The sequence below is a fragment of the Pedobacter sp. PF22-3 genome (assembly GCF_026239555.1).
Classification (GTDB): domain Bacteria; phylum Bacteroidota; class Bacteroidia; order Sphingobacteriales; family Sphingobacteriaceae; genus Pedobacter.
Genome location: NZ_JAPIVP010000011.1, coordinates 37,698 through 49,897, shown reverse-complemented (window position 1 = coordinate 49,897; position 12,200 = coordinate 37,698). Strand labels below are relative to the sequence as shown.

Annotated in this window: 12 protein-coding genes; 7 read left to right on the top strand and 5 right to left on the bottom strand. The window is 36.2% G+C overall.

Features of this window, described 5'->3' with window-relative positions:
- Positions 1–212: 212 nt before the first annotated feature.
- The 4 genes from OQX63_RS14840 to OQX63_RS14825 all read left to right on the top strand — a co-directional run bounded on the left by OQX63_RS14840 (position 213) and on the right by OQX63_RS14825 (position 5,550).
- A complete protein-coding gene (locus OQX63_RS14840; protein WP_265851639.1) occupies positions 213–752 on the top strand; it encodes a DUF6252 family protein in 540 nt (179 codons plus the stop codon).
- 78 nt (positions 753–830) lie between these two features.
- Positions 831–1,382, top strand: a complete 552-nt coding sequence (locus OQX63_RS14835) for a DUF6252 family protein (protein WP_265851638.1) — start codon at positions 831–833, stop codon at positions 1,380–1,382.
- Positions 1,383–1,395: 13 nt separating this feature from the next.
- Positions 1,396–4,614, top strand: coding sequence for a T9SS type A sorting domain-containing protein (locus tag OQX63_RS14830; protein WP_265851637.1), 3,219 nt, complete (start codon positions 1,396–1,398; stop codon positions 4,612–4,614).
- A 531-nt stretch (positions 4,615–5,145) separates the two neighbouring features.
- Positions 5,146–5,550: a hypothetical protein gene (locus tag OQX63_RS14825; RefSeq protein WP_265851636.1), complete on the top strand. Its 405-nt coding sequence runs from the start codon at positions 5,146–5,148 to the stop codon at positions 5,548–5,550.
- A 67-nt stretch (positions 5,551–5,617) separates the two neighbouring features.
- Here the strand turns inward: OQX63_RS14825 and OQX63_RS14820 are convergent, their stop codons facing one another.
- Positions 5,618–6,241 carry a hypothetical protein gene (locus tag OQX63_RS14820; protein WP_265851635.1) on the bottom strand — a complete coding sequence of 208 codons (624 nt, stop codon included), beginning with the start codon at positions 6,239–6,241 and terminating at the stop codon, positions 5,618–5,620.
- Positions 6,242–6,533: 292 nt separating this feature from the next.
- On the opposite strand from OQX63_RS14820, the gene OQX63_RS14815 reads away from it, so the two are divergent.
- Both OQX63_RS14815 and OQX63_RS14810 read left to right on the top strand, forming a co-directional pair.
- The gene (locus OQX63_RS14815) at positions 6,534–7,283 is read left to right on the top strand and encodes a class I SAM-dependent methyltransferase (RefSeq protein WP_265851634.1); all 750 of its coding nucleotides are present in this window, start codon (positions 6,534–6,536) and stop codon (positions 7,281–7,283) included.
- Positions 7,284–7,605: 322 nt separating this feature from the next.
- On the top strand, positions 7,606–8,037 hold the full coding sequence (locus OQX63_RS14810; RefSeq protein ID WP_265851633.1) for a hypothetical protein: 432 nt from the start codon (positions 7,606–7,608) through the stop codon (positions 8,035–8,037).
- Between the two features lie 180 nt (positions 8,038–8,217).
- Here the strand turns inward: OQX63_RS14810 and gwsS are convergent, their stop codons facing one another.
- The 3 genes from gwsS to OQX63_RS14795 form a co-directional block, all read right to left on the bottom strand.
- A complete protein-coding gene (gwsS, locus tag OQX63_RS14805; RefSeq protein ID WP_265851632.1) occupies positions 8,218–9,297 on the bottom strand; it encodes a grasp-with-spasm system SPASM domain peptide maturase in 1,080 nt (359 codons plus the stop codon).
- Between the two features lie 188 nt (positions 9,298–9,485).
- Positions 9,486–10,391 carry a grasp-with-spasm system ATP-grasp peptide maturase gene (gene gwsG / locus OQX63_RS14800; RefSeq protein WP_265851631.1) on the bottom strand — a complete coding sequence of 302 codons (906 nt, stop codon included), beginning with the start codon at positions 10,389–10,391 and terminating at the stop codon, positions 9,486–9,488.
- A gap of 73 nt (positions 10,392–10,464) precedes the next feature.
- Positions 10,465–10,692, bottom strand: a complete 228-nt coding sequence (locus OQX63_RS14795) for a hypothetical protein (RefSeq protein WP_265851630.1) — start codon at positions 10,690–10,692, stop codon at positions 10,465–10,467.
- A 247-nt stretch (positions 10,693–10,939) separates the two neighbouring features.
- Here OQX63_RS14795 and OQX63_RS14790 point away from each other — a divergent pair, with 247 nt between their 5' ends.
- Positions 10,940–11,308: a helix-turn-helix domain-containing protein gene (locus tag OQX63_RS14790; RefSeq protein WP_265851629.1), complete on the top strand. Its 369-nt coding sequence runs from the start codon at positions 10,940–10,942 to the stop codon at positions 11,306–11,308.
- Positions 11,309–11,675: 367 nt separating this feature from the next.
- Here the strand turns inward: OQX63_RS14790 and OQX63_RS14785 are convergent, their stop codons facing one another.
- Positions 11,676–11,876, bottom strand: a complete 201-nt coding sequence (locus OQX63_RS14785; RefSeq protein ID WP_265851628.1) for a hypothetical protein — start codon at positions 11,874–11,876, stop codon at positions 11,676–11,678.
- Positions 11,877–12,200: the final 324 nt, after the last annotated feature.

Sequence of the window (12,200 nt, the reverse complement as noted above, 5' to 3'; positions counted from 1 at the left end):
TAATCAGATCATTTTAAAATGCGGGGCGAAGGTATCCATAAAAAATAGCTGTAATGTTAAATTAATATGAACAAGTTTTTTGATAGGCAAAATGAGGTGTTTTTTATAATATATCGATTATACAATACCTCATCCGGACCACCAGTTAACAAAAGATTAATATACACTAATCCCCGATATGTATTATTTTAGTGCTCAAACCGGATCACATCATGAAATTAAAACGCTCCAATGTAATTCTACTGGTCTGCCTTATCATAATGGGCCTATCGTGCAAGAAAAAAAACGAAAATCCTATCGATAATTTACCGCCACTAACAACTACCGGAGCCAATACTTTTGGCTGTCTTGTGAATGGCGCATCGTTTATTCCAAAAGTTAATTTTGGACCACGTGGAGCGCTTGAGAGTAATTTTGATTTTGGCAATGGCAAACTATTTTTCAGTATTAGCGCTAGAGATAACCGCCAAAAAAAATCTTCAAGCAGTATGGCATTGATTGTTACGGCTGATGATCTTAAAGAAGGACAAGAGTATAATCTAACGTCATCTAAGCAAGGAAATTCATCAGCTAGCTATTATTTTATAGAAACCACTCCAAAGGAATATCACACTAATGATAAAGTAATTGGAAAAGTATATATAAAATGCTTTGATAAGAAAATTGCTTCTGGAACCTTTTGGTTCGATGCCGTAAGTGATGCCGGAGAAAAAGTCGAAATCAGAGAAGGGAGATTTGATGTAAGATTCTAAAAATTAAAAGTTTAAATTTTAAAAACCAAACAGAGAGAAAAGACCAACTTTAATTAATCCTAATAAACTAATCATATAATGAAAATCCAATTCTACGCAACTATTTTAATCATAAGCCTTGTAGCTACCGGACTGGCTTGCAAGAAAAAAAGTAATAATCCTATTGATGATTTACCGTCCGCTACCACCACTGGGGCTAACACTTTTGGATGTCTTGTTAACGGGGAACTATTTATTCCTAAGGTTAAATCAGGGCCGTTGGGAGCACTTAAGGCCAATTATGATGTATATAATTCAAGGCCATTTTTAAGTATCAGCGCTCGAAATAATCAGAATCCTGGCTCAAGTGATATTTTACTTTTTATTAACGCATCAAGTATCAAGCAAGGTGAAAACTACTCATTGACAAAGCGTAATCAAGATAACGAAAAATCGTATGGAGTATACAATTATAGAGGTCCTAAAGAGTCTTATGGCACCGACTATAATACAAATGACCAATTAACGGGAAATATAAAAATCACCTATTTTGATAAATATATTGTTGCTGGAACTTTTTGGTTTAATGCTGTGAGTGATGCCGGAGAAAAAGTAGAAATAAGGGAGGGTAGATTCGATATTAAACTGTAAAAATTTTTAACCTATGATAAAAAACGCTCTTAAGGGAATACTCATTTCCCTATTTTCGCTTGCATCATTATTTGCAAATGCGCAGGCACCAGAAACCAACACATCCTTTTCAGACGCAATGGCACAGGTATTCGGCCAGTTGGAAATTAACCGTACGCCGCATGGCTTACTGTACGATATGGCCTTTGAACAGGTAAATCTCAGCAATTACAATGGTAGTTTTATTGCAGACAGTACCTTTGTTGATATTAAAGAGTTTTACGCCATTAACCAAACATTACGTTCAATGCGCTTTGGCAACTCACCGCCAACATTTTTAAAAGAAAGGGATATAGATAGCCTCGCCTTCCCAGCAAGAGCGCCTGGTAAAATCCTTCTGACGGGCATGTTTTATCGTTATGCCAAATTGAGAGAAGATGCATTAAATAATAACCTGATCACGGTGAGCAATAATGTATTGTATGATCGCTACGTGAACGGTACCTGGCAAAATCCCTATCAAATTTCATCGGCATTTGCAATAAGCCCTTTTGTTCAAAATTATGAAGGTCTGAATCAGCAGATTGTACTTCCGGCTAATCTTTTTTTCGGAAATCAACCAGGTGAAATTAGCAGCCTGCAGATTGATGCCGGAGATGGTTTGGGTTTTAGAACGATTACTATAGGTACCCCTTTGTATGCAAATTACCCGGATACGGGCTTTAAGGAGATTCAGTATCGCCTGAATCTTGCTGGTGGCGGGCAATTGTACAGCCATTCTAAAATATACATATTGCCATCAATAGTTGACGGATCGATGGCTACACGGGGAGGCCCCAGACCAAACCAAGAAGTAATACCAGTAACCGCCACTAATGCTTTTACCGGTGAATATGCAGAAGGTTATATGACAATCCGTTATTCGAATCCGGCTTTAGGCCTTCGTAATCCATTAATCATTGCTGAAGGATTTGACAATGGTCATATTACCAGCCCAGAAGAAGAATTTGGAGAAAATACTATTAATTCATTCTTAAGAAATGTCAATGCTGCCAATTCGGATTTTAAAAATTTATTAATTGATTTTCCTCAATATGATATTGTGTATGTGGATTATAAAATTGGCACTGATAATATCAAGAAGAACGCTCAGTTACTTAAACAAGTCATCCGCCAGGTAAATTCAATGAAAGCTGACAATGGCAGTACAGCTAAAAATATGATTGTAGGGTTAAGCATGGGCGGATTGGTTACACGCTGGGCGCTAAAAGAAATGGAAAACAGTAATGAAAACCACGATACAAAACTTTTCGTTAGCTATGATAGTCCTCATCAGGGTGCCAACGTACCACTGGGCTATCAGCACCTGGCCAAGCATATGCTCAATTTATATGTTAAAACAGGCATAACTGCTGCAGCTTATGAATTAATACAAGTTTGGAGCAATGGCGTAAGCCCGTATAAAGCATTGAATTTGGCCAATACCCCTGCGGCAAGACAGATGCTAATTAATTTTGTGGATAATAATAATGCAATAGATAATTCTGTACATAACCAGTGGCAAACAGATTTACGCAACCTGGGTTATCCGCAGGGTTTTGCTGGCAACCCATTACGCATTGTGGCGGTAAGCAATGGTTCGGAGTGCGCAGCTCCGCAAGAGGCAGGTGAAGGCGCCCTGATTTTGAGTTACGACGGCAAATTTAACTCACGCTTCGCCGGAGACCTGGTGACTTCCTTGGTTTTTCCAGCAGCGTTTCCTTTAGCTGCAGTTCTAACTCAACAACTTCCGCTTTTACTTGGTGTACTTCCTGGTCGGTCGGATTTAAATATTGATTTAAAAGTTAATCAGACAGCAAGCTCCGGAGGGAACAGGGTTTACTATAATAAAATTTCATTTACAAAGAAGTTTTTGTGGTTGATCCCCATAACGGTTAATATCACCAACAAAAGTTTTTATGCTCCCGGTGGTATGTTTCCTTATGATTCCTACCCTGGCGGAGCTTTCAAGCTTCCTATAAACCTAAAAGATAGTTATCATCAAAACTGGTTTTTTAAATATAATATCACTGCTTCGAATGTGGGATCTTTTAATTTCATTCCTGTAACAAGTTCCCTTGATATCGGTAGTGGGGCAGTTAGCTTATCAAATACAGATTTTATTGCCAAATATCGCGGTGCTACTCCACCAACGGGTTCTAAAAGCACGCCTTTTGCCAACTTTATTACGGCATACAATGGTAATCTGCAACCTCCTACAGGCAATGAACTTCATACTTCTGTTAGTGTACGCAATGGAAATTGGTTAGCAGCCGAGCTTACTGCGGCAAGGAATGCTACAGGCAATTACCCTGTGGCAACTGATTGTACAATAATGTGTAGTGGTTTACAGATCACCGGCCCAGCTTATTTATGCAATAATGGTGTTTATGAAGTAAGCAACTTAACTGCGGGCATGACGGTTAATTGGAGCATAGTTGGCAATGGCGCTGCAATTTTGAGCAGCACAGCAAATTCTGCTACCGTCAATATTGATGGAAATGGCGGAAAATTCAGAATAGTTGCAACTATTCAGACGCCATGTGGTTCTTTAAATTTACAAACTGCCGAAATGGATAACACTGTTCCACAAGGAACCGTTTACGCCGAAGCATATTGTGAGGAAGGATGCGTTATGGGTAAACTTTGTACCAATCCCGGGCGTTACAGTGAAATGAAAAATACTCTGGTTTATCAGCTATCAAACGTAACATCTTACCCTGTAAGATTAAATTATAAGATATATGGTCTTGGCTATGTTAGTCAGACTTATCATGTTAATGCAATTTCAAGCAGTGGATATTTTTATTTTACAACTGATCTGCCAGTGGGAGATTGTTCTATAAGTGTATGGATTAGTAATCAAAATTGTGAAGATTATCCAGCTGCAATTGAAGAGGTTTACGAGATCTCAACAGAAGCTGTAGATTGCCAGGGAAGCAATAGATTTGTTACCTATCCAAATCCGGCCAGTAATACTATGACTGTAACGCAAAGCAACCAGGAAGCCAGCAGGACTGGCGTGGAGGCAAAGAGTAAAGTGCCCTTCTCCATACAATTGCTTAATGTGCGGGGCCAGGTTTTACGGTCAGCAGAAAGTAGAGATGGAAATGATATTGTGATCCCTACTGATAAAATAATGGATGGTAATTATTTCCTTCATATTATACAGGGGAAAGATAAGCTTAAGCAACAGGTTGTAATAAAGCATTAATGTAGCTTTATTTTATTAAAGGAGCTGCAATTTTTGCAGCTCCTTTTTTTATTTCAATTGTTTTTACTGATTTAAATACCTGACAAAATATATTACAAACTTTTACTTTAAAGGTGGCGGTTCAGATACGGTAATGTTATTTCATCCCATAATTATTCGTCTGCTATATTAATAAAATAGTAATGTTTACTTCCTTTTTTTCTGGTAGCTCAATGGTCCATTCACTGAGTCCTGTACTTCAAATGAAGGTAATATCGGTTTCTCCTGTATAAAAGCTACGTGGTATTTCAGCCATAGGGTCTGCAACACAACATCATTCTCAATTCGATTATGATAGATAATATGTATATAAATTGGATACTCAAAATTAATAGTTCATCGTACGTATGTAGCGTTTTAAAATGATCTTCCGTTTAGGAAGTGAAGTTGTTTAGCTAGTAATTATTTTTTATTGGGGATAGCTATGAATTGAATTATCCGGTTATCCCAATACTGAGCAGCTGTTTTAAGCCAGATCTAAACCTAAAAAGAATGAAAAATTTAAAATTACTATCGGTTATTACCTTTTGCACTGTCATTTTAGCCTGTAAAAAGGATAGACCGGTAACAGCTAACACGCTTGTAGGTGAATGGGAATTAACAGCGGGAATAAATGGATTAACGGGGATCAGGACCAACTATGAAAGGGGTAAAGGAAATATCACCAAATATACCCAAACTACCTACGAAAGGATGCATGATGGACAGATCGTAAGCAAAGGGGCCTACACGATTAAAAGCTTTCAATCACTTATCACAAAGAAAGAAGAAAAGGAAATCACTTATGAAGGGATAGCAAGTGTAGTTAGAAATTATTTTACTATTGACCGCGATACCCTCATCATCTCCGTAGATGCTTATGACGCTCCGGCAAGCATTTTTGTAAGAATAAATTAATTTAGCATCTATATTAAATAGCGTTTGTCAGCTTTTCATTATCGGTAAGGTAAGCGCAGACAGCCTCTTAGCCGGGCTTAACCGTCCAGCTCATATCCGCATTTAGCGTTACGGTCATGTTAAACTGATCCCTTAAAAATATCAGCTCCACAAAATCCGTGATTGAATCAATGTCTAAAACCTGCCCTTGCTCATAACTACCATGGGCAATACGGTATTGTTGTTGTGGCGGGGTAAGAAAGTTGTTAACTGTATGCGGCCTGGCCGGACGGACAAATAACGGCGCGCCAGAATTAGCAATGCCAATACTGGGCGAGCCCGCGCCTTCCTCAAAAAGAACGTCCTCCGTTTTTATCGTCAGCAGGTTGTTAAACTGGCCGCCTACCGCTTGGGTAAAGTCATAACCGGAGTTAATCCGGCTAAAGGTAACCGTATTTTGATACGGCGGATTTGCGCTTAAAATCTGCTTTGCATCAAATACATTACCCGGGCTAATACCTGTTTCAGACCAAACGAAGTCATAATCATTTTGCCATTGAAAGGTTACACGGGAGCCGGCGTAAATTCGCCTGGCAAACCAGGCCAGTGGCATGGTCATGCCATCCTGGTTGTCGGGAACCTGCTGGAAAATGCAGAATTCATCATTTGCAGCGGAGTTGTTGATGATTGTTATTGTATAGGGATGGTTCATAAAATAGGGTTGGATCGTTTTAAGGTATATTATATTATAAATTTCCTATCGGGTGATGAATTGGGAATAGCGAATATAAAAAAATATTGTCTTGCCTTTAAGATGTTTACCAGAAAAGTCTCTTTTAAATCTTAGCTATAGTTATTGGGTAGCGTGAAAGTGATCGGTTAAGTGCAGTATGATTATGCTTGTTGGCTTGTGGACAAGGTTTTTAGGTTTTCCACAAGTGGCTATCACTAAGGTTTACTTTATTATATTTGATAATTTTACAGCAATAATAAGATTTCAAGCCATGACAGACAATACAAAAAGATTTGCAGATCATGTAAATGATTATATTAAGTACCGGCCAAGCTATCCGCAGGAAATGCTTAAGGTGTTAGAACAGCGCATTTCTTTTAATAAAGGGAAAATTGTAGCAGATATCGGATCGGGGACAGGTTTATCCTCTATACCGTTCTTAGAAAATGGCAATAAAGTTTTTGCGGTTGAGCCTAATGAGGAAATGAGAGCCGCTCAAGAGCGCATGCTTGCACAGTTTAATCAATTCACAAGCATTGATGGCACTGCCGAAAGTACCACTTTAGCTGATCATAGTGTGGATATTATATTTAGTGGGCAAGCTTTCCACTGGTTTGATAAGATCGCCAGCAAAGAAGAGTTCAGGCGTATATTGAAACCTAATGGCACAATAGTTTTAGTTTGGAATTCAAGAAGTACCCGATCGGCTTTTCAGGTAGCGTACGAAAAAATATTGTATGATACTATTGAGGAATACAAAACTGTTAACCATCGGAATGTTGACGAAAAAATAATATCCGATTTTTTTTTACCGCAGGAAATGGAATCAGCAACTATAGAGAACAGCCAGGTGTTCGACCTGGATGGACTAAAGGGCAGATTAAAATCTTCCTCATATTGTCCAAAAGCGGGAGTTGCATTGGAAGAGCTGATGTCCAGGATTGATGGTTTATTTTCAAAATTCGAAGACAGGGGGAAAGTTCAGTTTGTATATGATACCATTATGTTTTGGTCTAAATAAGCGGAGACCACGGTAAATAAACTAAGAGCTGATCACAAAGTCACTTGTGAATAGCATACGCTTGCAGCTGATACATCAGCCAATGTTATCATCAACATCATTCATTCGCATCATTTTTGTTCTTTACTTAGTATCATATACCTGATGTCACAGTGGAAAAAATGTAGCATTTACATTTTGAGCTGAGTTACCTCAGTTTTTGAAATTTCTTTGGCTTCAAAAAAGATATACCTAAAAGAATGTATACAAAAATAAATCTAAAGCGGTTTATTTTTGTATTTGTAATAGATTAAATAAAATTAAAAGATCAATATCACACAGGATGAGAAATTTAGCATATGTTATTTTACTGATAGTACCGCTATTCGGTTCTGCCTATCAGGAAAGTACGGGTAAAGTACGGACTGGATCTCATGCATTTACCATTCAATGGATTGCTTTTGATAAGAATAATAAGCCCGGAAAAGTAATAGTTAAATCGATTGGCGAGAATGAGTACAGTATTGAAGGCGAGCAAAGGGATAAAACCAAAAATGAATATGTCACCATCAAAGGCACTTTTATTGTAGTGGGGCGGCTGCTTAAATTCAATGGTAAAATCGTATCAAGGATAGCGGATATCAATAGTGGAAAACCTTGTGAAAGCAATGGTTTAGCTGTATTTAAAGCTTCCGGAAAGCGAAGATACTGGCGCTTACAACAAATGCTGAATTGTGATGGCATGACAACGGACTACATAGACATCTTTTTCTAAATATCAGCCAGGTAAACGATTTGCCGGAATTTGCTGGATTACCACTACTCAATTCTGTTTTTAAAAAATAACATCATCAACTGATTTTTTTTTTGGACGGTTTTAAAGGATGGTAGCACTGGATATAGCGGTAGCGCTGAATGATAAAGTAGCGTTTATAACTAATTAATAATATACAATCTATTTATCGATTTTGAAATCATAGTATTTCATTGCTTTTTCTTTTAGTGGATTTGTACTCCATTCACTCCATTCCCCGGTATAAGGATCATATCCACATTTCAAAGGTTTAGAGGTATCTAAACCATCTTTGTTTTGATGCGTTTTTTCGGTAAAGGCCCGGCAGTCTGTGCATATATAACGAAATTCGCAGTCTTTGCATATCGCTATATGATCTTTGGTGAGATTCCAATATTTTTTAAATCCAGCCATTTCCAATACTTTTTCTAGGCTGGTGTTACCGATGTTCCCAAAATGATCTGGCATTAGCGGGCAATTCTTTATGTTTCCCTCTATATCAATACCAATTTTTTTAAATAAGCAGGAATTATAATTTTTACTCTCAAATATTTTGGTGTTGTTTGTATTAAAGTATTTTAAATCAACAATTCCACAGTTTTTTATGGTTATATGATCTTTCGTATATTCTAAACTAAATTTGAGGTTTTCATTTGTAGAAAATGTGATATTATCACAGTTATAAAGCACCAATTTATAAATCCGCTGGCTCTGATCACTCAGGCCAGAAATAAAAGAGTCATTCATCTGATCATGGTAAGGGCAATATATTTCAATGCCTTCTAAAGAGGTGTTTTCGAAAATAAAATCAATCTCTTCCAACTCTTCTTTTGATAACTGCCGAATGCTGTATATAACTAAATACCGAATATCTATAGTATCCATTGCGCATCTGATTTTATGCAATACGGAAAAATTATCCAGTTCTAAAAACAGATTATTGATTACATCAGCACTGTCATAGTCAAAAGAAAGCGGATTAAAGCTATTGTCCCAATCGTTGTGGGATATAAATCCGTATTCATTCTCTAATAAAAAGTCAATATATTCGTTAATAATTTCTTTAGAATCACGATCGTATTCTTTAATAACATCTTCAATGGAGTTTAATTTAAGGTCCTCAGTTAAGTTGTAGAGATCAAGCGACTGTAATTCTGATACATTTCTTTCTAAATCAGAAATTAATACTCTGCTGGCTCCCTTTGTTATTAATACGCTGCTGAATAAATTAAAATATTTCATAACATTCTGGTAAAAGCCTTGAAAGGGGTTACCCTGGTCATAAAATCAGTTTGGAATTTCTCGCATTTTACATAGCATATTTTTTTATTCAACTCTTTTGATTTTTTTGAGCCTAATTTATTGAGATATTTAAAATTAAGGGGAAGCTTATTCCTTTCTTCAGAGCGTATTTTATTTTCCATATATTATTACAGATAATCAGCTATTTCTTTTTCCAGTGTATAATTACATATATCGGATATTCCTAAGAATTGTCCTACAGGATTGACTTCTAAGAAATAAAATTTTCCATCAACTGACTTTATAAAGTCAATTGAACCACAATTATAATCCAGCTCAGTCATTAAAATACAAATTTTATGGTGTATTTCGGGGGGTAGCGTATACCTAACATTTCTATTGGGCTTTCCATAATTATAGATTCTGTTATCTATTTTGGTCTGTTCATCATTTTGAGAAAATATTGCACACGACCAAACTTTCCCATTCAAATAGAAACACCTGATTTCAAATTCTTTCTCAATTTTTTCCTGAAAAAATGTTGGAAAAAATACTTCATCTTCTTGCTTATCTACTATGGAAGTATATAAGATCCCATCAAAATCATCAAATGCAGACTTAACAATTATATTTTCAGAAATAGATTTGGTGATTGTTTTCCCCAGGTTTATATGATCGGTATTGTCAGCCAGAAAATAAGATGGTACATCTAATCCTACCGCTACAGCCTTTTCTAAAATTAATAGTTTATTCGTGCGGTTATTACTTTGTTTATTGATATGTCTTTTTGATTCTAATTTTTTTATAACATAATCTTCCAGGCAAAACTGCGTTTCATTCATAATCTTATTAACAGATTCATTCTGAAACTGTAACCGGTTAAATTTTATCCCTCCTCTTCTAAACCATACGCTATTGATATCATCAATGTAAAATGAGTTCCTTTGGCTTTTAAGTAAAATTTTTTTATCAATTACTTTAATTTCAAATAATTCAAATTCATGAACCCTGATATACTTTTTATCAAAAATATGAAGCCATTTAATCACTTCATTTGTTGTAAAATCGTTATTTGCAGATAATATCAATATCATATAGGCAATACGAGAAATAAAAAAACCGTTTCAAAAAGATGAAAACGGCTTAAATTTTTAAAAAATAATCGATTTAATTTACATCGAAGCTACCTTCAGGAACGCCTACCGATAATATTCTTCTTCCTAAATATTGTCCGGTTCCATTAGGCCCTGAATATACATCCCACTCTGCACATCCATCGCCACAATCAACATTAGATCTGACTGAAGATCTACCACCCTGAATAGATTGAAGATCTTTTAATTTTTTGTTTTCAAGAGAAGAAATCGTCTTCCTAAAAGAATTTAAATTTTTCATAATTGATTTAAGTTAGGTATTAAAAAATATAAAATTTGAATTAAATAATTCCAATAAAACGGTGCTTTTTCATTATCTAAAATCGCTTGCACAAATTTGTTTATCTACAATTATAAAACTATTTGTAATTTTTAATTTACGTTATATCAAGCGGATATATACAAGTATATACAATTATATTCTATATTTTTATAACTCATTTTTCTAATTTTCAGAAAAAAAATTCTAAATTATTCTTCTTTCAAATATGGTAATAGGTGCAAAGCTTAAACAAGCAAGAGAAAATAAGCGGGTGAGCCAGGAAGAGCTGGCGCTCATTTTAAAAACTACGCAGAAAACAGTTTCCAACTGGGAAAGTGACAAGGGTCTTCCCTCATTGGATTATTTAGCCAAAATAGAACATGTTTTGGAAGTAGATATTCTATCGTGGTTAGCAGAAAACGGTATTTTTTTTAATCACCAGAACGAGAAAAGAGAGCATGCCGCAATTAACAATAAAAATTTTTCTGAAGAACTGAAGGAGCAATACGAAAAAAGGCTGGAGGATAAAGACAAGAACATAGCAGAACTTAAAAAAGAAATTCATTTTTTACGCAATATGCTCAAGATAAAATAAATGGCTATAAAAAACGGATACTTCTTAATTTAACAGGACTTTTTATACCATTCAGGCCTGGCCCAAAAGGTAGCATAGTAAGGAAGGCAGGCTATCGCACTGCCTGTGCGAGCGTTGATTGTTTCCGGTAAGTGGTATCAACCGGCAGATTAAGCGGCAGAAGAAACGCACAGATTACATTACATTAAGAACATCCGCGCCGGATAAACCTGGCAAATCAAAAAATTGAACCATCTATTTTCTGCTACATTGCTACTGCTGCAATACTTTCCTGCACTGGTGAAATAAAACTACACCCTCAAATACCAATAGTCTTGTATTTTAACCAGGATAATGCGATATAAACCTCCTCATATATTCAAAACCATTATTGTTCGCAATGGTAAGCAACGGCTGAGTGTTTTTCTAAAAATCTTCCTCTTAAATCTTTTTCAGGCAAATGCTTCGCATCGGCATTCGGGAACAGGCTCAGGTAATCTTCCCTCATGGGTTCGTTGGGGTGGTTTACCGTCATCACTTCGATAGCTGTTTTTTGCAGCAGGTAATATCCCTCAAAGTAATCTTCCATCCTGGGTAGTTTATCATTCTTGCGGCTGTTAAAAGATGGATCGGCCGGGATCAGGTTCCAGATCAGATCATGCGATACGAACTTGTAGGGGATAAAAACCTAATTACCTTATGGCTATTATATTAATAATATCATGCAGATGGTTATAAGAGTTTATATTTATAATTAATTTTTGGCCTAAGCTTCCTCTATCATGGCGCTATTTTCTGTTTTCGAGCTAAAGACCTATAGGGTCTGCACTTTTTATCTAAACCAGCACTTTCAGGATTGAGTTGCTTTCTGGTAGACTGACTTCATTCATGGAACACATTCTATCACTGAAAA